The 18,284-nt window shown below is 69.2% G+C and carries 20 protein-coding genes; 10 read left to right on the top strand and 10 right to left on the bottom strand.

Translation table 11 applies throughout. The annotated features are described in order from the left end of the window. Nucleotides 1-4: 4 nt before the first annotated feature. The 6 genes from QZH52_RS16825 (at nt 5) to QZH52_RS16800 (ending at nt 6,272) form a co-directional block, all read left to right on the top strand. Nucleotides 5-706 carry an SPOR domain-containing protein gene (locus QZH52_RS16825; RefSeq protein WP_301811032.1) on the top strand — a complete coding sequence of 234 codons (702 nt, stop codon included), beginning with the start codon at nt 5-7 and terminating at the stop codon, nt 704-706. A 98-nt stretch (nt 707-804) separates the two neighbouring features. Beyond that, a complete protein-coding gene (locus QZH52_RS16820) occupies nt 805-1,452 on the top strand; it encodes a thiol:disulfide interchange protein DsbA/DsbL (RefSeq protein WP_301811029.1) in 648 nt (215 codons plus the stop codon). Between the two features lie 124 nt (nt 1,453-1,576). Further along, nucleotides 1,577-2,263, top strand: a complete 687-nt coding sequence (lptA, locus tag QZH52_RS16815; RefSeq protein WP_301811019.1) for a lipopolysaccharide transport periplasmic protein LptA — start codon at nt 1,577-1,579, stop codon at nt 2,261-2,263. Nucleotides 2,264-2,277: 14 nt separating this feature from the next. Further along, complete coding sequence (gene lptB, locus QZH52_RS16810; RefSeq protein WP_286533598.1) at nt 2,278-3,054, top strand: LPS export ABC transporter ATP-binding protein; 777 nt, start codon at nt 2,278-2,280, stop codon at nt 3,052-3,054. Between the two features lie 13 nt (nt 3,055-3,067). After that, complete coding sequence (locus tag QZH52_RS16805; protein ID WP_301811018.1) at nt 3,068-4,663, top strand: RNA polymerase factor sigma-54; 1,596 nt, start codon at nt 3,068-3,070, stop codon at nt 4,661-4,663. Nucleotide 4,664: 1 nt separating this feature from the next. Next, a complete protein-coding gene (locus QZH52_RS16800; RefSeq protein ID WP_301811016.1) occupies nt 4,665-6,272 on the top strand; it encodes a phospholipase D family protein in 1,608 nt (535 codons plus the stop codon). Between the two features lie 54 nt (nt 6,273-6,326). Here QZH52_RS16800 and QZH52_RS16795 read toward each other — a convergent pair whose 3' ends face one another. The 4 genes from QZH52_RS16795 to QZH52_RS16780 form a co-directional block, all read right to left on the bottom strand. After that, on the bottom strand, nt 6,327-6,881 hold the full coding sequence (locus tag QZH52_RS16795) for a VOC family protein (RefSeq protein ID WP_301811015.1): 555 nt from the start codon (nt 6,879-6,881) through the stop codon (nt 6,327-6,329). Between the two features lie 71 nt (nt 6,882-6,952). After that, nucleotides 6,953-7,654 (bottom strand): Crp/Fnr family transcriptional regulator, encoded by a 702-nt coding sequence (locus tag QZH52_RS16790; protein WP_301811013.1) that lies wholly within the window; start codon nt 7,652-7,654, stop codon nt 6,953-6,955. 29 nt (nt 7,655-7,683) lie between these two features. Further along, nucleotides 7,684-8,988 (bottom strand): MFS transporter, encoded by a 1,305-nt coding sequence (locus QZH52_RS16785; RefSeq protein WP_301811011.1) that lies wholly within the window; start codon nt 8,986-8,988, stop codon nt 7,684-7,686. A gap of 149 nt (nt 8,989-9,137) precedes the next feature. Beyond that, the gene (locus QZH52_RS16780) at nt 9,138-9,284 is read right to left on the bottom strand and encodes a hypothetical protein (RefSeq protein WP_301811010.1); all 147 of its coding nucleotides are present in this window, start codon (nt 9,282-9,284) and stop codon (nt 9,138-9,140) included. 27 nt (nt 9,285-9,311) lie between these two features. On the opposite strand from QZH52_RS16780, the gene QZH52_RS16775 reads away from it, so the two are divergent. Continuing rightward, a complete protein-coding gene (locus QZH52_RS16775) occupies nt 9,312-9,488 on the top strand; it encodes a hypothetical protein (RefSeq protein WP_301811009.1) in 177 nt (58 codons plus the stop codon). A 187-nt stretch (nt 9,489-9,675) separates the two neighbouring features. On the opposite strand, the gene QZH52_RS16770 is transcribed toward QZH52_RS16775, so the two are convergent. From QZH52_RS16770 to QZH52_RS16755, 4 genes are read right to left on the bottom strand one after another with little or no spacing between them, the layout of a single operon-like run. Beyond that, the gene (locus QZH52_RS16770) at nt 9,676-10,293 is read right to left on the bottom strand and encodes a YceI family protein (RefSeq protein WP_301811007.1); all 618 of its coding nucleotides are present in this window, start codon (nt 10,291-10,293) and stop codon (nt 9,676-9,678) included. A 37-nt stretch (nt 10,294-10,330) separates the two neighbouring features. Next, nucleotides 10,331-10,915, bottom strand: coding sequence for a YceI family protein (locus QZH52_RS16765; RefSeq protein ID WP_301811006.1), 585 nt, complete (start codon nt 10,913-10,915; stop codon nt 10,331-10,333). Beyond that, on the bottom strand, nt 10,912-11,514 hold the full coding sequence (locus QZH52_RS16760) for a cytochrome b (RefSeq protein WP_301811004.1): 603 nt from the start codon (nt 11,512-11,514) through the stop codon (nt 10,912-10,914). The genes QZH52_RS16765 and QZH52_RS16760 overlap by 4 nt, the downstream gene beginning before the upstream one ends. 18 nt (nt 11,515-11,532) lie before the next feature. Then, nucleotides 11,533-13,296 (bottom strand): ATP-binding response regulator, encoded by a 1,764-nt coding sequence (locus QZH52_RS16755; protein ID WP_301811002.1) that lies wholly within the window; start codon nt 13,294-13,296, stop codon nt 11,533-11,535. Between the two features lie 62 nt (nt 13,297-13,358). Here QZH52_RS16755 and QZH52_RS16750 point away from each other — a divergent pair, with 62 nt between their 5' ends. From QZH52_RS16750 to QZH52_RS16740, 3 genes are read left to right on the top strand one after another with little or no spacing between them, the layout of a single operon-like run. After that, nucleotides 13,359-14,576 (top strand): THUMP domain-containing class I SAM-dependent RNA methyltransferase, encoded by a 1,218-nt coding sequence (locus tag QZH52_RS16750; RefSeq protein WP_301811000.1) that lies wholly within the window; start codon nt 13,359-13,361, stop codon nt 14,574-14,576. Nucleotides 14,577-14,626: 50 nt separating this feature from the next. Further along, the gene (locus QZH52_RS16745; protein ID WP_301810999.1) at nt 14,627-15,331 is read left to right on the top strand and encodes a glutathione binding-like protein; all 705 of its coding nucleotides are present in this window, start codon (nt 14,627-14,629) and stop codon (nt 15,329-15,331) included. Nucleotides 15,332-15,338: 7 nt separating this feature from the next. After that, entirely contained in the window at nt 15,339-15,743 is a 405-nt protein-coding gene (locus QZH52_RS16740) for a putative toxin-antitoxin system toxin component, PIN family (RefSeq protein ID WP_301810998.1), read from the top strand. On the opposite strand, the gene QZH52_RS16735 is transcribed toward QZH52_RS16740, so the two are convergent. Both QZH52_RS16735 and QZH52_RS16730 read right to left on the bottom strand, forming a co-directional pair. After that, nucleotides 15,740-16,633 (bottom strand): BUD32 family EKC/KEOPS complex subunit, encoded by an 894-nt coding sequence (locus QZH52_RS16735; RefSeq protein ID WP_301810997.1) that lies wholly within the window; start codon nt 16,631-16,633, stop codon nt 15,740-15,742. The genes QZH52_RS16740 and QZH52_RS16735 overlap by 4 nt on opposite strands. Beyond that, nucleotides 16,630-18,279 carry an FMN-binding glutamate synthase family protein gene (locus QZH52_RS16730; RefSeq protein WP_301810995.1) on the bottom strand — a complete coding sequence of 550 codons (1,650 nt, stop codon included), beginning with the start codon at nt 18,277-18,279 and terminating at the stop codon, nt 16,630-16,632. The genes QZH52_RS16735 and QZH52_RS16730 overlap by 4 nt, the downstream gene beginning before the upstream one ends. Between the last annotated feature and the right edge of the window lie 5 nt (nt 18,280-18,284).

The following is an 18,284-nucleotide window of genomic DNA, read 5'->3' as shown; positions in this document are numbered from 1 at the left end:
CACCATGAAGACAAGACAAAGCGGCAATATCGTCATCGGGCTGATCGTCGGCCTGGTGCTCGGGCTCGGCATCGCCCTCGGGATCGCGGTCTACGTGACCAAGGTGCCGATCCCGTTCATGACCAAGACCCAGCGTGGCGGCGCCGAGCAGGACGAGGCCGAGGCGCGCAAGAACCGCGATTGGGACCCGAACGCGCCGCTGGCCGGCAAGGCCGGCGCGCCGGGCCGTGGCCCGGCCACCGCGGCCCCGGTTCCGGCCACCGCCCCTGCAACGGCCGCGGCGCCGCCCACGGCCCCGGTGCCGGTGGTGGTGGCCCCCGGCAGCGCCGCCACGCCGCGGCCACCGCGGACCGCGCCGGTTCCGGCGGAAGCCAATGCGCTTCCGCCCTCGAACGACCCGATCGGCGATCTTGCCAAGGCGCGCAGCGGCTCGGGCAGCGGCGCGGCGGCGGCCGGCGCCGGAACCGACCCCTTCATGTACTTCGTCCAGGCGGGCGCTTTCCGGACCCAGGAGGATGCCGACGCCCAGCGCGCCAAGCTCTCGCTGATGGGCGTCGAGGCGCGCGTGACCGAGCGCGAGCAGGCGGGACGCACGGTCTACCGGGTGCGCGCGGGTCCGTTCAACAAGAAGGACGACGCCGACCAGCTCAAGGAGCGGCTCGACAGCGGCGGCCTCGAGTCCGCCCTGGTGCGCGTCCAGCGATAGGCCGGCGCCGGACTGGTACTTCACCGATCTTTACTTCGAGCGCCCGGGGAACTCCACCCCGGTTCGCGGGCTCTTTCTGCCGACAGGAGATTTTCCAAATGCAACGTCGTGACTTTTCTTTGGCCGCTGCTTCGCTGGCCCTTCTTCCGCTGGCCAGCCCGTCGCATGCGCAGGGCCGCCCCTTCAAGGCCGGCACCGACTACATCGTGCTCGGCAAGCCGGCACCGGTCGATGCGCCGGCCGGCAAGGTCGAGGTGATCGAGTTTTTCTCGTTCAACTGCCCGCACTGCGCGGCCTTCGAGCCGAAGGTCGAGCCCTGGATCAAGCAGCTGCCGCCGCATGTCGCGTTCCGGCGGGTCCCGGTGCCTTTCGTCGGCAACGACACCGACGCCAAGGCGCGCTTCTACTATGCGCTGGAGGCCATGGGCAAGGCCGACGAATTCGTGCCCAAGGTCTTCCAGGCGATCCACCAGCAGCGCCTGAACCTGACCGGCGACGCCGCGATCCTGGCCTGGGTCGAGAAGCAGCCGGGCCTCGATTCGAAGAAGTTCGCCGAGCTGTTCAAGTCCTTCTCGGTGGTCGGCAAGGCCAAGCGCGCCGCGCAGCTGACGACCGACTACCAGGTCGCCGGCGTGCCCGCCCTCGGCGTGGCCGGCCGCTGGTATGTCGACGGCGATACCGCCGGCTCGCTCGACCGCGCCTTGCAGACGGTCGATTTCCTGGTCACCGAAGCCCGCAAGGGCTGAGCGCAGGGCGGCCGCGCCGCCACTTTTCCGTTCATGAAGCCCGCATCCGCGGGCTTTTTCGTCAAGGCCGCGCGAGGCAGCGTCCCGCGGACGCTTACAATCGCAGAGCAAGTTTCGTGCCTCTATGACATTTCCCTTACGCTCTTCCCCCCGCCGTCGTCCTGTGCGCGTGCTGATGCTCGCCCTGGCGCTGGCCGGCTTCGCATCGCTGGCCCCGGCCGAGCAGGCCGACCGGAGCAAGCCGATGAACATCGAGGCCGACAACATGCGCTACGACGACCTCAAGCAGATCAGCGTGTTCACCGGCAACGTGGTGGTCAACAAGGGCACGATCCAGATCCGCGGCACCCGGATCGACGTGCGCCAGGATCCCGAGGGCTACCAATACGGCGTCGTCACGGCCGAACCGGGCAAATTGGCCTACTTCAAGCAGAAGCGCAACAGCGGCACCGACGAGTGGATCGAGGGCGAGGGCGAGGTGATCGAATACGACAGCCGCGCCGACAACGTGAAGTTCATCCGCCGCGCGGTCATGCGCCGCCTGATCGGCGCCACCCCGAACGACGAGAGCAGCGGACCGCTGATCGTCTACGACCAGAGCAACGACACCTTCACGGTGAATGGTTCGTCGCTGCCGCCGAATGCCGGCGTCTCGACCCAGGCGAGCGGCCGGGTCAAGGCGATCCTCACGCCCAAGGCGGCCGCGGCACCCGCAACCCCCGGCGCCAAGCCGGCGGTGCCGGCCACCACGCCGGCGCCGGGCAACAGCCTGCGTTCCACCACCACGCTGGGCGGAGACTCCAAGAAGTGATCGAAACAGCCGGGATGAGTGTCAGCGACAGCCAGCCGGGCAGCCGGCTGGAAGCACGCAGCCTGCAGAAGAGTTATGGCAGCCGCACGGTCGTCAAGGACGTGTCGCTGGCGGTACAGAAGGGCGAAGTGGTCGGCCTGCTGGGCCCCAACGGCGCCGGAAAGACCACCTCGTTCTACATGATCGTCGGCCTGGTGCGGGCCGATGCCGGCGAGATTTCGATCGATGGCGAGCCGATCGCCCACATGCCGATCCATCGCCGCGCCCGCATGGGCCTGAGCTACCTGCCCCAGGAGGCATCGATCTTCCGCAAGCTGACGGTCGAGGAAAACGTCCGCGCGGTGCTCGAGCTGCAGGCCGAGCCCGATGAACGCGGCCGGATGGTGCCGCTCGACAAGGCCCGCATCGAGGAGCGCCTGGGCGAACTGCTGGCCGACCTCCGGGTCGACCACCTGCGCGATTCGTCGGCGCTGTCGCTGTCCGGCGGCGAGCGCCGCCGGGTCGAGATCGCCCGCGCCCTGGCGACGCAGCCGCGCTTCATCCTGCTGGACGAACCCTTCGCCGGCATCGACCCGATCGCGGTGATCGAGATCCAGCGGATCATCAGTTTCCTGAAGGAGCGCGGCATCGGCGTGCTCATCACCGACCACAACGTGCGTGAAACGCTGGGCATCTGCGATCACGCGTTCATCATCAGCGACGGGCATGTGCTGGCACAAGGCACGCCTTCGGAGATCGTCGACAACGCCGAGGTACGACGCGTGTACCTGGGCGAGCACTTCCGGATGTAGGAGCGCAATCTCGATGAAGCAGGGGCTTTCGCTTCGCGTCTCTCAGCACCTGGCGCTCACGCCGCAGCTGCAGCAGTCGATCCGGCTGCTGCAGCTCTCCACGCTCGAGTTGAGCCAGGAGGTCGAGCAGATGCTCGACGACAACCCGTTCCTCGAACGCACGGCAGAGGAAGCCGCGCGCGAGGAATTCGGCCTCGAGAGCGCCGATGCGCCGGTGCGCGACGAAGATCGCCAGGCCGAATTCAGCGGCGACGCCGACGGCGACTTCACGCCCGGCCCCTCGGCGCCCGCCGCCGAGATCGCGGTGGCCGCCGACGTTGGCGAGCCCGCCACCCTGGACGCGGTCGACGGCGAGCCCGACTGGGAGGGTGACGGCACGGTCGACATGGCGCCCGACGACAGCGAGTGGGGCAGCGATGCGCCCGCGCGCACCAACAACCTGGGCGACGACGAGCGCACCGACGCCACCGAGCTGGCGCGCAGCCAGGAGTCGCTGCAGTCCTTCCTGCACCGCCAGGCGCTGGGCCTGCGGCTCGGCGAGACCGACCGCGCGGCGCTGCGCTTCCTGATCGAATCGCTCAACGACGACGGCTACCTCGAGGATTCGCTGCCGGCGCTGGCCTCGGGCTTGGCCGGCGACGACAACGACCAGTTCGACGACCTGGTGCATCACTTCCAGGTCGCGCTCGGCCTGCTGCAGAGCCTGGAGCCGGTCGGTGTCGGCGCGCGCAACCTGGGCGAGTGCCTGACGATCCAGCTGCGAGCCCTGGCGCAGCCCGACGAGGACGCCGACGAGGCGCAGGTGCGCGCGACCGCGATCGCGATCTGCAAGCAGCCGATGGAACTGCTCGCGCGGCGCGACTTCAAGCGGCTGGCGACGCTCACGCGCAGCAACGAGGAAGAGGTCCGCGCGGCGCTGCAGCTGATCGCGCGGCTCGAGCCCAAGCCGGGCCGCCGCTTCGTCGACGTCGAGCGCAACGTGGTGATACCCGACGTGATCGTGACGCGCATCGGCAACGGCACCCACACCAAGTTCCGCGTCATGCTCAACCCCGAGGTCATGCCGCGGCTGCGGGTGCACGACATCTACGCCGGCGCGCTCAAGCAGCACAAGGGCGAGGGCAGCCAGGCCCTGTCGCAGCGGCTGCAGGAGGCGCGCTGGTTCATCAAGAACATCCAGCAGCGCTTCGACACCATCCTGCGGGTGTCGAACGCGATCGTCGAGCGGCAGAAGAGCTTCTTCGTGCACGGCGAGCTCGCGATGCGGCCGCTGGTGCTGCGCGAGATCGCCGACGAGCTCGGCCTGCACGAGTCCACCATCAGCCGCGTGACCACCGCCAAGTACATGGCGACGCCCTACGGCACGGTCGAGCTCAAGTACTTCTTCGGTTCGGCGCTCGGCACCGAGACTGGCGGCAACGCCTCCAGCACCGCGGTGCGGGCGCTGATCAAGCAGTTCGTGAGCGCCGAAGACCTGAAGAAGCCGCTGTCGGACAGCCAGATCTCCGAGATGCTCAAGGAGCAGGGCATCGAATGCGCGCGCCGCACGGTGGCGAAGTACCGCGAGGCCCTGCGCATCGCGCCGGCCAATCTGCGCAAGGCGCTCTAGCATGAGCGGCGCCCCGGGCCTGCTGGCGCGCCGGTGGCGGCTCGGCCTGGCGCTGGTGGCGACGACGCTGCTGGTCAGCGGCTGCGCGATGCTGCCGGCCGACTTCGAGCGCCAGCCCTCGAGCGCGATCGCGGCCTCCGCGGAGACCACGCTGGGGCGGATCGCCAAGGCCTCCTCGCCCGACCCGGACCTGAGCGGTTTCCGGCTCATGCCCGGCGGCGATTTCGCCCTCGACACCCGCTTGCAGCTCGCGCGCCGCGCCGAGCGCACGCTCGACGTCCAGTACTACCAGATCGAGAACGACGAGACCGGCCGCTACTTCCTGCGCGCCCTGCGCGACGCGGCGCTGCGCGGCGTGCGCGTGCGGCTGCTGATGGACGACCTCTACACCTCCGGCGAGGACGAACTGCTGCTCGCGCTGGCCGCGACGCCGAACCTCGAGCTGCGGCTGTTCAACCCGTTTCCGGCCGGCCGCGGCAGCCTGCTGCAGCGCTTCTCCAGCTCGCTGTTCGACTTCGACCGCGTCAATCGCCGGATGCACAACAAGCTCTTCATCGCCGATGGCGCGATGGCGGTGGCGGGCGGCCGCAACATCGGGAACCAGTACTTCACGCAGACCGCCGGCGCGAACTTCCTGGACATCGACACCTTCGTTGCCGGCGCCCTCGTGAAGCGCCTCGGCAGCCTGTTCGACCTGTTCTGGAACAGCCCCTACGTGCGGCCAATCGGGACCGTGGTCGCCTCCCCGCTGCCGCCGGCGGAACTGCAGCAGCGTTTCGAGCAGGCCACGGGCCCCGCCAACACCCCGGCGCCGCGCCCACCGGCACCCAACGACGTGCTGGGCTACGCGCCGCTCGGACCGGCGCTGAAGGACGGCGCCCGGCTCGACCTGATCTGGACCCTGGCCGAGGCCTATGCCGACGCCCCCGACCGGGTCGTCGGCAAGACCGCGTCGTACGGCGGCGTGCCGCTGCTCGATGTCGACAGCGTGCGCTACAACGTGATCGAGCAGATGCGGCGCTCGCGCTCCGAAGTCACGCTGGTGTCGCCCTACCTGATCCCTGGGAAGGCCGGTCTCGAGGTCATGCGCGAGATCCGCGGGCGCGGGGTGCGCATCAGCGTCGTCACAAATTCGCTCGCCGCCACCGACGAGCCGGTGGTCCACACCGGCTACCGGCGCTACCGGCCCGACATGCTGCGGCTCGGCGTCGAGATCTACGAGCTGAGTTCGGCGCGCACCAAGCGCAGCGTGCGGCTGGGCCTGTTCGGCTCGCAGGTCGGCCGGCTGCATGCGAAGTCGGCGATCTTCGACCGCCGGGCGCTGTTCCTGGGTTCGATGAATTTCGACCCGCGTTCGGACACCCACAACACCGAGATCGGGCTCTTCATCGCCAGCCCCGAGATGGCGCAGCAGGTACTGAAGCTGCTCGAGGTGCTGAAGCAGCAGGGCGCCTACCGGGTGCGCTTCGCCGAGGGCGGTGAAAAGCTCGAATGGGTCACCAGCGAAGACGGCGCCGACCAGGTGCTGACCGTCGAGCCCGACTCGAAGCTTTGGGACCGCCTGATGCTGGAACTGCTCGCGCCGCTCGCGCCGGAGAGCCTGCTGTAGAAGCCGCAGACCGGGCCGGCCGTCGAGCCGAGGTGGGAGCGCTGCGGACTTGACTCACTTCGACGACCGTTGGCGCGGGTCGAATGTGGGGAAGCCTGGTTCTCGGGTCTGCGCCAAGCCCCAGTGGTAGCCGTTGATGTCCGCGATGAGGGCGAACCGATCCCCCCAGGGGGCGTCACGGGGCGGCTCGAGCACCGTTCCGCCAGCAGCCCTCGCACGCGCAGCCACCGCATCCACGTCGTCTACGTAGATGTAGAAGTAGGCGGTGTGCTGCCTGGGGTCGGCGAAAGAGATCGGCGCCAATGTCGGGCGGCCACCGACGTTCTCCGGCACGAACATGAGCGCCAGTTCGCCGTGATAGTCCATCTCGACGTGCACGGGAAGGCCATCCTTGAGGTTTTCGTAGCGCAGCTTGAAGCCGAAGGTCTGCGTGTAGAACTGCTTGCTGGCGGTGACGTTCTTGACTGTCAGGTGGGGCGTGATCAGCCGGGAAGACAGCCACGGCGAGCCCGTCGTACTCGCGTGTTGGGTCTGCGCATCGTTCGATGCAATGGCAACGCTTGCACCCGTCAGTGACGCAGCAAGCAAGAAGACGCTGAAGAAATTCACTTGATGATCTCCTGTGGAATAAAAGAACACATGCGGGATCTGCCTCGGGGCGATCCCACCGGACCCGCGGCTCAAAGCTTGGTTCGATCCGCCACGTACTCGCCAAGCCGGTCGATGTCGTTGACCACGATCGTGCGCCCCTCCAGGCTGAGCAGCCCGCGGTCGGCCAGTTCGCGGAAGTAGCGCGACAGGGTCTCCGGCGTGAGGTTGAGCTGCGCCGCGACCACGTTCTTGTGCATCGACAGTTCGATCTTGGCGGGCGTCATGCTGCCCGGTGGAAGCAGGCGCAGCAGGTACGTCACCAGCCGCGCGGCAGGGGGCTGCAGCGAGAAGCATTCGATGTCGTCGACCACGTTGCGCATCCGCATCGACAGGCTGGCGAGCATGCGCATCGCGAAGCGGCTGTCGCTCTCGATCAACCGCACGATCGCATTGCGCGGAAGGTAGAGCAGCAGGCTGTCTTCGAGCGCCTGCGCAGTCAGGTAGTACGGGCGCTCCAGCAGCATCGTGATGTCTCCGAAGCTGCCGCCGGAAGTGACGATGTCCAATGGCTTGTCGACGCCCTGCGAAGACACCAGAGACAGCTTGACCTTGCCCGACACCAGCATATGGAAGCCCTCGCAGGGGTCACCTCGCTTGAACAGCACCTTCCGGCGTTCGGCGTGCACGGTTCGAACCGATGGCACGAGCGCATCGAGGTCCGCCTGCCTGACCTCCAGGAACAGAGGCAGGTTGCGGAGAATTTCAAGGTAGCGTTGTGTGGGGGCTGTCACTCGAGCGGGTTCCAGGGACCTGGCGACCATCAGCCGGATGCGCCCAGCACGACACCGGGCGGAAGGCTGCTTTTGCGCTCGCGCCACCAGAGGATGCCGCCGCAGGCGAAGACGATCGCCTGCGTACCGATGAGCAGCGCGAAGCCGGCGAAGAAACCGGCGGCCGCGCCGCCCGTTCCGTCGGTGTTGGCGGAAACGGAGCCGATCACGATGCCCATCAGCGCCGGCATGAAGCCGGCCACCAGGCTGCCCGTGCCATTGACGACGCCGAAGGCGCTGGCAACGTGTTCCGGCCGCGAGAAGTACTGCACCGTGCTCGGAATGGCCGGGCTCAGCAGGCCCCAGCAGAAGCTGGCGGCGATCAGACAGTAGGTGGCCGAATAGCCGTCTTCGACGTTGATGGCCAGCAGCACCGACAGCGCAACGCCGACGCTGGCGGCCATGAAGACCAGCGGCACCTGCGGGCGGTCGATCCGGTCGAGCAGGATGCCTCCGAGCAGGACCGCCAGCACCGTGGCGTACTGCGGCAGGGAGGCGAGCCAGCCCATTTCCGCGCGGCTGAAGCCGCGTGCCTGCTCCAGGTAGGCAGGCAGCCAGTTGCTGGCGCCCCACAGGTAGGCCAGCGCCGCCGAGGTGAGCACCGTGATCAGCAGCAGATGGCGCGTCTGGAGGGCGCCCTTGATGATGCCCTGGATCTGGCTGAGGGCGGCGCCGACGGATTCCGGCCGGGCCTGGTGGCCGATGGTCTTGGGCATGTGGATGAAGGCGAAGACGAGCGGAATGCCCAGTGCGACATTCACCAGGCCCAGCAGGTAGAACGAGGTCTGCCACTGGAAGTGCACCAGCATCAGGCTGATCAGCGGGAAGCCGACGGCCAGGCCGAGGCCGGTGCCCATGTTCACGAAGGCATTCGGCTTGCCGTTCTCGCGGTCTTCGAAATGCGCCTTGATGTAGGCGGAGGCGAGCGAGAAGAGCGGGCCTTCGGAGACGCCGAGCAGGACCCGCGACGCCAGCAGGCTGCCGTAGCTGTCGAACGAGGGCGATATCGCCGTGACCCCGCCCCAGATCAGGAGTCCGCCGAGCAGGCTGTTGCGCACGCCGAAGAGCGCGGCGCAGAAAGGCGTGAAGATGAAGGCCGAGATGCCGTAGCCCAGCATGAAGGCGGTGGCCAGGAAGCCCTGCCTGCCCTTGTCGTCGAGCGTCAGCCCGATGTGCTCCAGGAAGTCGGCGTTGTTGAACAGGATGGCGATGTTGATGCGGTCGATGTAGGAGATGGCAACGACGACGAACAGCGTGGTGATGCCGTACCACCGCATGGAACTCTGTGATTTCATGTGTCTCCCCGCCTGAATGGTGGCAGTGGCCTCGGCGGCCTGCTGGTTTTGTTCTTGACCCGGATCGGCCGCGTGGGCTCGAAACGAAGATTCGCCGGCGCTTCGGAGGAAGCCGGGCCGGCGAATCGGGACCGCGCTGGCGGGCTCGCCTACTTGGTCAGCCAGATGGCGTCTTCGACGCTCGAGAAGATGCCTTCGGGTGCCACCGGGATCTTGCCGCTGGAGGAGTCCTCGATGACGCGGCGCTTGATGTCCTCGAGTTCCTGGATGCTCTTGTGGTAGGACACCATGACCATCTGGCCGATCGGGCCGCCGATGCGGACATGGACCTCGGCATTGGTGCCGTAGGCCTTGTTGACTGCGGCGGCGCGGCCCTTGCGAATTCGAAAGCCTCGGCCTGCTTGCCGGGCAGCGGGGTTCCGATGCGGGTGAATACAACGCTCATGATCAATCCCTTTTTATGGCTGTGTGACGATATCGGCGAGGCGATGGATCCGTGACCGGATAACGCCTCTGCATCCCTGCAGCCGATCCGCAGAGGATCGACTACGGTGTAGCGTACGTTTGCCACCGCCCCGCGTGAACGGGTCGCCTTGATTCAAATCAAGCGATCAGGCGCCTGCGACTAAAGGAAAACCATGGGTGAATGCAACGCGAATGCAAACGTCGATCGCGCCGCCCGCCGATTCACTGGATATTGACCGCCTCGACCTGCACCAGCAGCCGGACCTTGTCCTCGAAGCCGAAGGCCAGGCCCCAGCTGATGCCCCACTGGCTGCGCTCGACCGTGGTCTCGAAGTCGCCGCCGCAGATCTGGCGATTGATCAGCGGGCTCAGGTAGCAGTTGAAGCGGTTGGCCTTGAGCAGCACCGGGCGGGTCTGGCCCATCAGGGTCAGCGTGCCGTTGACCTGCGTGACCTTGTCGCCGCTGAAGTCGATCTGGCCGGCGACGAAGCGCGCGGTCGGAAACTCGGCGACGTTGAAGAAGTCCTTGCTCATCAGATGCCGGTTGAGCAGGTCGACGCCGGTGTTGATGGAGCTGATGTCCATCGTGATGTCGACCTTGCCGGTGCTGCCCGACGGGTCGATCTTGATGCTGCCGTCCTTGGTGCTGAAGCGGCCGCGGTTGGTGGTGGTGCCGTAGTGGCCCATCTCGTAGTTGACGAAGGTGTGGGTCGGGTCGACCACGTAGGTGGCGCCCTTGACCGGGCCGCCGGCCGGCTTGGCGGCGGCTTCGGGCGCCTGCTGGGCGCCGGCCAGTGCCGTCGCAGTCGTCAGCGCGGCGAGCGTGAGCAGTTTCTTCATGACGAGCTTTCGGATGGACGTGGAGAGGGTGGCGGGCTCACAGCGGACCGAGTCCCGCCAGCACCAGCTTGAAGCGGACCTGGACGTCGTCGGCCACCACCGACGTGTCGGTCCATTCGCCGTCGCCGATCTTGAAGGCGAGGCGCTGGATCGTGAGGCTTCCGCTCGCGGTCGACTGGCCGGCCGACTGCGTGATCTCGACCGGCACCAGCGCGTCCCGGGTGCTGCCCTTGATCGTGAGCTTGCCGGCGATCTCGAAGCGGCCGCCGCCGAGCGCCTTGATCGCGCTGGAGCGGAACTCGGCCTTGGGGAAGTGCTGGCTGTCGAACCAGGCCGCCTTGGGCAGTTCGGCGTCGCTCTGCGGGATGCCCAGGCTGGCGCTGCCGACCTCGATCTGCAGTGCCACGCTGCCGCCTTCGGGCTTGCGCGGATCGAAGGCCACCTGGGCGTCGAATTTCTTGAACGAGCCTTCCACCGGCACGCCCATCTGCCGGGTCACGAAGACGATCTGGCTCTGGGCCGGCAGCAGCGTCGCCGGCGTGACCGGTTCGGCGCCGGCCGCAGGGACGGCGAGCAGCGCGGCCGCGCACAGCAGGTGGCGGCCCGGGAATGAAAACGTCATGGCAGGCGATTCCGGCGTGGGAAGGGCGACATGCGACCGAGCAGGCCGTCGCGGTCGATGAAATGGTGCTTCAGGGCGGCGGCGGCATGGACCCCGGCCACAGCGGCCAGGCTGAAGGCGCCGAGGGCGTGCAGCGGCTTCAGCACCGCTTCGGCGAAATCCTTGTCGACCGGCACGAAGTCCGGCAGAGGCAGCACGCCGAGCCAGACGATCGGGACACCGAGCGCCGAGCTGTAGGCCCAGCCCAGCAGGGGCACGGCGAAGAACAGCAGGTAGAGCAGGGCGTGCAGCCCGCGGTGGGCGGCCAGCTGCCAGCCTGGCATGGCCGAGCGGATGGGCGCGGGCAGCGGCGGCGGCGGGTGCGACAGGCGCCACAGCAGCCGAACCGCCGACAGCGCCAGGATCGTGATGCCGGCCCACTTGTGCCAGTTGTAGAGCTTGAGGCGCAGCGGCGAGAAGGGCAGGCCGGTCATCGACAGGCCGACGCAGAAAGAGGTCAGGATCATCAGCGCCAGCAGCCAGTGGAGGGCGATCGCCACCGGCCCGTAGCGGGGGGCGTCGCGGGACTTGGCCGGGGAGGACTGCAGCGCGGGGGACATGGCGGCAGCATAGGCGCTTCAGCGCTGCAAGCGCCGCAGCAGCGCCTGCAGCGTGGCGGGGTGGACGGGCTTTCGCAGCGCCTGCCAGCCGCGCTCGTGCGCCAGCTGCCGGGTCGCGTCGTCGATGTCGGCCGAGACCAGCGCGATCGGCAGCGATGGGCGGCGGCGCTGGAGCTCGGTCGCCAGCGCGATGCCGTCAAGCCGGCCGGGCAGCCGGATGTCGCACAGCGCGATGTCGAAAGGTGCCAGGTCGGGCAGCGCGAGCGCCTCGGCCGCGCTGCCGCAGAGCTGCGGCCGGGCGCCCCACAGGCGCAGCAGCGCCGCGATGCCGTCGGCCACCACGGCGTTGTCCTCGACCACCAGCACGACCAGGCCGGGACGCAGCGGCTGCGGCGCCTGCGCGGCCTCGGCGTCCGCCACCGGTGTCGGCGCCAGCGGCACCCCCGGCGGGGCCGCGGGCAGCGCGAAGGCGAACACCGAGCCGCGCCCCGGCGCCGAGCGCAGCGACATCTCGACGCCCAGCCTCAGCGCCAGCCGCCGCACGATCGCCAGGCCCAGCCCGTGGCCGCGCTGCAGGTTGCGCTCGACATTGCCGACCTGCTCGAAGTCGCCGAAGACGCGATCCTGGGCCTCCGGCGCGATGCCGATGCCGGCGTCCCGGACCTCGATGCGCCAGCGCTCGCCGCGCTGGCGACAGGCCAGCAGCACCCGCCCCCGGGGCGTGAACTTGAGCGCGTTGTCGACCAGGTTGCCGAGGATCCGGCGCAGCGCCACCAGGTCGGTCCAGACCACGGCCGTGGCCGGGCAGCGCACCCGCACGCGGCCGCTGCCGGCCTGGCGCGCGAATTCGTTCAAAAGCGGCGCCAGCGCGATCGCCACCGGCGCGATCGGGTCGGCGGCGGCCTCGATGCGGCCGATCTCGAGCAACTGGTTGGTGAGCCCCTCGAGCGCCTGCTGGGCCCGCGACAGCGCGGCGACCGTGTTCATCACGCGGGCCATGTCCTCGCCCGCATGCAGCTGCTGGCGCAGCACCTCGGCCTGCAAGCCCATCGCCATCACCGGCTGGCGCAGGTCGTGATTGGCGGCCGAGAAGAAGCGCAGCCGCTCGGCCTCGGCCTGCTGCGCTTCCTGCAGCCCGGCCAGCGCCTGCTGGCGCAGCGTGCTTTCGTTGTGGCGCAGGCCGATGTTCTCCTCGAGCTGGCGGGAGCGCTCCGACACCAGCTTCCAGACCATCGCCAGCAGGCCGATGCCGAGCAGCGACAACACCTTCATGACCGGCGCGCCCAGCGCCAGCCCCATCGCGATCACCGGCGCCAGCAGCAAGGTGATCGCGAGCTGCATCGCCGGCGTGTAGTAGGAAACCGAGAAGGCCGAGGACAACGTCATCGCCATCACCACCAGGCCGATCATCAGCTGCGAGGTCGGATCGTGGGGGTTGAAGAGCAGGACGCCGGCCAGCCCGTGGGCGCCCTCGTGCAGCGCGATGCGCAGCGTGTGCTGGCGCAGTGCCGGCGGCAGGTTGTCGGCGGTCAGCGGCACGGGGAGCCGTTGCGGGAAGAAGCCGCGCCAGGCGGTGGTGGCCGCGATCAGCGCGAGCCAGGCGGCGGCGTGCGGCACAGAGTATTGCCAGGCGAACAGGGCCGCCACGCCGCAGTCGAGCAGGAATTGCACCGACAGCACCGCGCCGCTCGGCTGGGCGCTGAGCCGCAGCACCTCGCAGCGTATGGCGAACCGGTCCGCGCCGGCGGCCTCGGGGTGTGCGGGGGTGGGCGAGAAGCTCATCGGCCGGTCGACTATAGAACAGCCGACGGCTGGCCGGGCCCTGTCGAGGCGACAATCGCGGCGTGAACGATCTCTCGCTTTTTCTCCCTTGCGCCGCCGGCGTCGAGGATTTCCTGGCGCAGGAAGTGCATGCGCTGACCGGGCGCATGGGGCAGGACCTGCTCACCCTGCGCGGCGGCGTGCGGGTGCGCGCCGACTGGCGCGACGCGCTCAAGCTCAATCTGCACAGCCGGCTGGCCCAGCGGGTGCTGATCGAACTCGCGCATGCGCCCTACCGCAGCGAGAACGACCTCTACGCGATCGCCAGCGGGGTTGCCTGGGAGATCTGGTTCACGCCGAAGCAGACCTTCAAGATCGAGACCACGGCCCAGCACAGCCCGCTGCAGAGCCTGAACTTCGCCACCCTGCGCATCAAGGACGCGATCGCCGACCGCTTCCGCGCCAAGGCGGGCGGGGTGCGCCCGAGCATCGAGACCCAGTGGCCCGACTGCCGCGTCTTCGCCCACCTCACGACCGACACCTGCACGCTCTACATCGACACCTCGGGCGAGCCGCTGTTCAAGCGCGGCTGGCGCCAGGACAAGGGCGATGCGCCGCTCAAGGAGACCCTGGCGGCGGCGATGCTGGCGGCCAGCGGCTGGTGGAACCCGGAAACCGGCGCGGTGGCCGCCCAGCCGCTCTACGACCCCTGCTGCGGCAGCGGCACGATCGCGATCGAGGCGGCGCAGATCGCCTCGGGCATCGCCGCCGGCTCGCTGCGGCGCTTCGGCTTCGAGAAGCTGCTGCCCTTCCAGCCCCATGTCTGGTCGGCCCTGAAGGCCGCGTCGGTGCCGGCGTCGCCGCCGCAGCCGCCGGCGATCTTCGGTTCCGACGTCTCGCACCGCATGGTCGACTTCGCCGAGCGCAACGCCGAGCGCGCCGGCGTGGCGTCGGCGATCCAGTTTCGCGGCGGCGATGCCCTGCAGCGCATGCCGCCGGCCGAATCGGGCGTGATCGTGCTCAACCCGCCCTATGGCGAGCGGATCGAAGTCGGCGGCGTGGCCCGCGGCCGCGAGGATGCGCAGACCGAGGATGGCGGCGAGTTCTTCGTCCAGCTCGCCAGCCACTGGAAAAAGAACTACGCCGGCTGGACCGCCTGGGTGCTGACGCCCGAGCTGCAGCTGCCCAAGCGCATGCGCCTGAAGGAGTCGCGCCGGGTGCCCATGTGGAACGGCCCGATCGAGTGCCGGCTCTTCAGGTTCGACATGGTGGCGGGCTCCGCACGCGGCAAGGCCGCTTGAGACAGAATGCGGCCCACCCCGGGCCGCTGCGGCCCGACACAGGAATCTTCATGACCGATTTGTCCGCCTTCCCGATCACCAGGAAATGGCCCGCCACCCACCCCGACCGCCTGCAGCTCTATTCGCTGCCGACGCCCAACGGCGTCAAGGTGTCGATCATGCTCGAGGAGACCGGGCTCGCCTACGAGCCGCACCTGGTCAGCTTCGAGACCAACGACCAGACGTCGTCGGCCTTCCTGTCGATCAACCCGAACAACAAGATCCCGGCCATCCTCGATCCGAACGGTCCGGGCGGCGAGCCGCTGGCACTGTTCGAATCGGGCGCGATCCTGATCTACCTGGCCGACAAGACCGGCCAACTGGTCCCGCAGGATGCGGCCGGACGCTACCAGACCCTGCAGTGGCTGATGTTCCAGATGGGCGGCATCGGCCCGATGTTCGGCCAGCTCGGTTTCTTCAGCAAGTTCGCCGGCAAGGCCTACGAGGACAAGCGCCCGCGCGACCGCTACGTGGCCGAATCGCGACGCCTGCTCGGCGTGCTGGAGCAGCGGCTGGCCGGCCGCGCCTGGCTGATGGGCGACGCCTACACGATCGCCGACATCGCGACCTTCCCGTGGGTGCGCAACCTGATCGGCTTCTACGAGGCCGGCGATCTGGTCGGCTTTGCCGATTTCCCGAACGTGGGCCGCGTGCTGGAGGCCTTCCTGAAGCGCCCCGCGGTGGTGGCCGGGCTCAATATCCCCAAGCGCGGCTGAGTCTCCGGTGCGGGTCGTCATCGACACCAACATCGCGCTCGACCTGCTGGTGTTCGACGACCCGGCCCAGGCGCCGCTGGTGGAAGCCCTGGCGGCCGGCGCGCTCGAATGGATCGCGACCGCCGCGATGCGCGACGAACTGGCGCGCGTGCTCGGCTATCCGCTGATCGCCCGCCGGCTGCAGGCCAGCGGGCGGCAGGCCGCCGCGGTGCTGGCGGCCTTCGATGCCCGCACGCGCCGGATCGAGGGCGCGCCGCCGCGCGCACCCTGCGTGTGCAGCGATCCCGACGACCAGGTCTTCATCGATCTCGCCGTGGCGCATGGCGCGCGGCTGCTGAGCAAGGACCGCGCGGTGCTGTCGATGCGCAAGCGGCTGGCGGCCCGCGGCGTCGCGGTGTCGCCTGCGTTCTAGCGGCCGTACCAGCGCGCCAGCAAGCGCGCCACGGCCCGCACCCGCTGCGTGTCGCGGCCCCAGCGCCGGCCCGCGGGCAGGTGCCGCAGCCAGCGCATGCGCCCCGCCGCGATCGCCAGCCGGTCGCGCACGTCCTCGCTGGCCTGGTCCAGCACTTCGTGCCATTGGGCGGCGGCCGCATGCGGCGAGGCGGCGTCGACCAGCATCGCGGTGGAGTGCAGGTAGCTGAGCCAGTCGCGCGCCTGGCATTCGGCCAGCGGCAGCGTCTCGCCGGGATCGTCCTCGAAATCGATGTAGCCGATGGTGCCGTCGGGGCACTGCACGAGGTTGCGGTCGAAGGCCTGGCTCAGGTAGGTCTGGCGCGCATGCACGAGCGCGATCGCGGCCAGGCCTTCGCGCCAGGTCGCCAGCAGCGCCGCCGGCCCGGCGGCCGCCGCCTGGTCGAGCCGCTCCTGCAGCACCACAGGCGGGCGCCCGCTTTGCCCGAGGTCGGAGATCAGCAGCCCGTCGGCCTGCTGCGCCAGCACCGCCGGCACCCTGAGCCCGGCGGCGCCGAGCTCGCGCAGCCGCTCGGCCTCGATCGCGATCGCCGCCTCGCCGCCCGGATTCGGCACCGGCTTGAGCACGTCGAGCCGCAGCGCACCGGCGATCGCCGCCAGCAGGTGGTAGCGCAGCTTGCCGTGGCGCGGTCCGGCCTTCTTGAGCCAGACGCGCTCGCTGCCGAAACGGTGGCTGGCCACGGCCTTCTCCTGCTGCGGCAAGGTGACGCGCAGGAATTCGGCGTAGTCCTCGGGCAGCGGCGGTGCGCCGGCTTCGAGCGGCGCCGGCGCGGAGGCCATGCTCTTGCGCATCTGTACGCGCGTGGACGCGCCTCGTCGGACGGGATTCATAGGGCCAGGGGCTGGAAGCTCTGGGCGCTGGCCAGCGGCCAGTAGGTGCGGAACACGTTGTGCTGGCCGTCGAGCGGCCCGAGCAGCGCGCCGGGCCGCACCTGCATCACCAGGTTGCTGAGCAGCCGCACCTCGGTGTCGGAGATGCGCCGCACGATGTGGTGGGCCGTGATCTGCTGCGGGTGGTCGAGGCCGGCGGCCTGCACCAGCTCCTGCAGCGCATGCAGCGTGCTGCGGTGGAAGTTGCGCACCCGGTCGGCCTTGGTCGGCACCACCAGCGCCTGCTGGCGCACCGGGTCCTGGGTGGTCACGCCGGTCGGACAGAAGCCGGTGTGGCAGGCCTGGGCCTGGATGCAGCCCAGCGACATCATGAAGCCGCGCGCCGCGTTGCACCAGTCGGCGCCCAGCGCCATCATGCGCGCCAGGTCGAAGGCGGTGATCACCTTGCCGGCGCAGCCGATCTTGATGCGCTCACGCAGGCCGACGCCGACCAGCGTGTTGTGCACCAGCAGCAGGCCCTCCTGCAGCGGCGCGCCGACGTGGTCGCTGAACTCGACCGGCGCCGCGCCGGTGCCGCCCTCGGCGCCGTCGACCACGATGAAATCGGGCGTCAGGCCGGTCTGCTGCATCGCCTTGACGATCGCGAACCATTCCCAGGGGTGGCCGAGGCAGAACTTGAATCCGGTGGGCTTGCCGCCCGACAGCACGCGCAGCCGGGCGATGAAATGCATCATCTCGACCGGCGTCGAGAAGGCGCTGTGGGAGGACGGCGAGATGCAGTCCACACCCACCGGCACGCCGCGCGCGGCGGCAATCTCGGCCGTCACCTTGGGCGCCGGCAGCACACCGCCGTGGCCGGGCTTGGCGCCCTGGCTCAGCTTGATCTCGATCATCTTCACCTGCGGGTCGCGCGCGTTGGCGATGAAGCGCTCCTCGCTGAAGGAGCCGTCGTCGTTGCGGCAGCCGAAGTAGCCCGAGCCGATCTCCCAGATCAGGTCGCCGCCGTGCACGCGGTGGTGCGAGGAGATCGAGCCCTCGCCGGTGTCGTGCGCGAAGCCGCCGAGGCGGGCGCCCTGGTTCAAGGCCAGGATCGCGTTGGCCGACAGCGCGCCGAAGCTCATCGCCGAGATGTTGAACACGCTCGCGTTATAGGGCTGGGTGCAGGTCTCGCCCGCGGGCGAGGCCGGGTTGGGCGTGCCGCCGATGACGATGCGGAAGTCGTGGTCGGCCAGCCGGGTTGGCCGCATCGAGTGATTGATCCATTCGTAGCCCGAGACCGTGACGTCGAGTTGGGTGCCGAAGGGCCGGTTGTCGGGTTCGCCCTTGCTTCGCTGGTAGACCAGCGAGCGCTGGGCGCGCGAGAACGGCGCCGCCTCGGCATCGCTTTCGATGAAGTACTGCCGCATTTCGGGGCGGATGTATTCGAGCAGGAAGCGCAGGTGGCCGATGACCGGATAGTTGCGCAGGATCGCGTGGCGGGACTGGCGCAGGTCGTGCACGCCCGTGCCCGTGAGCCCTCCGAAAACGGCCAGCGCCACCCAGGCGGCCCAGAGCTGCGGGGCCATCAGGACGGCCGCCAGGCTGGCGACCGCGCCGGCCGCGGACAGCGCGAACGCGGTGTAGCGCGCCGGGAACGGCGAAATCATCGGTG

Origin of the sequence: Variovorax ginsengisoli, from assembly GCF_030486595.1 — a bacterium.
Classification (GTDB): Bacteria; Pseudomonadota; Gammaproteobacteria; order Burkholderiales; family Burkholderiaceae_C; genus Variovorax; species Variovorax ginsengisoli_B.
Note: the sequence above shows the minus strand (reverse complement) of the source record. Positions and strands in the feature narration are given on the sequence as shown.

Excerpts from the sequence above, each read along its gene's own strand:
- QZH52_RS16825 (WP_301811032.1), top strand. The coding sequence starts at position 5 with ATGAAGACAAGACAAAGCGGCAATATCGTCATCGGGCTGATCGTCGGC.
- QZH52_RS16820 (WP_301811029.1), top strand. The coding sequence starts at position 805 with ATGCAACGTCGTGACTTTTCTTTGGCCGCTGCTTCGCTGGCCCTTCTT.
- lptA (WP_301811019.1), top strand. The coding sequence starts at position 1,577 with ATGACATTTCCCTTACGCTCTTCCCCCCGCCGTCGTCCTGTGCGCGTG.
- lptB (WP_286533598.1), top strand. The coding sequence starts at position 2,278 with ATGAGTGTCAGCGACAGCCAGCCGGGCAGCCGGCTGGAAGCACGCAGC.
- QZH52_RS16805 (WP_301811018.1), top strand. The coding sequence starts at position 3,068 with ATGAAGCAGGGGCTTTCGCTTCGCGTCTCTCAGCACCTGGCGCTCACG.
- QZH52_RS16800 (WP_301811016.1), top strand. The coding sequence starts at position 4,665 with ATGAGCGGCGCCCCGGGCCTGCTGGCGCGCCGGTGGCGGCTCGGCCTG.
- QZH52_RS16785 (WP_301811011.1), bottom strand. The coding sequence starts at position 8,988 with ATGAAATCACAGAGTTCCATGCGGTGGTACGGCATCACCACGCTGTTC.
- QZH52_RS16780 (WP_301811010.1), bottom strand. The coding sequence starts at position 9,284 with ATGGTCATGGTGTCCTACCACAAGAGCATCCAGGAACTCGAGGACATC.
- QZH52_RS16775 (WP_301811009.1), top strand. The coding sequence starts at position 9,312 with ATGGACCTCGGCATTGGTGCCGTAGGCCTTGTTGACTGCGGCGGCGCG.
- QZH52_RS16770 (WP_301811007.1), bottom strand. The coding sequence starts at position 10,293 with ATGAAGAAACTGCTCACGCTCGCCGCGCTGACGACTGCGACGGCACTG.
- QZH52_RS16765 (WP_301811006.1), bottom strand. The coding sequence starts at position 10,915 with ATGACGTTTTCATTCCCGGGCCGCCACCTGCTGTGCGCGGCCGCGCTG.
- QZH52_RS16760 (WP_301811004.1), bottom strand. The coding sequence starts at position 11,514 with ATGTCCCCCGCGCTGCAGTCCTCCCCGGCCAAGTCCCGCGACGCCCCC.
- QZH52_RS16755 (WP_301811002.1), bottom strand. The coding sequence starts at position 13,296 with ATGAGCTTCTCGCCCACCCCCGCACACCCCGAGGCCGCCGGCGCGGAC.
- QZH52_RS16745 (WP_301810999.1), top strand. The coding sequence starts at position 14,627 with ATGACCGATTTGTCCGCCTTCCCGATCACCAGGAAATGGCCCGCCACC.
- QZH52_RS16735 (WP_301810997.1), bottom strand. The coding sequence starts at position 16,633 with ATGAATCCCGTCCGACGAGGCGCGTCCACGCGCGTACAGATGCGCAAG.
- QZH52_RS16730 (WP_301810995.1), bottom strand. The coding sequence starts at position 18,279 with ATGATTTCGCCGTTCCCGGCGCGCTACACCGCGTTCGCGCTGTCCGCG.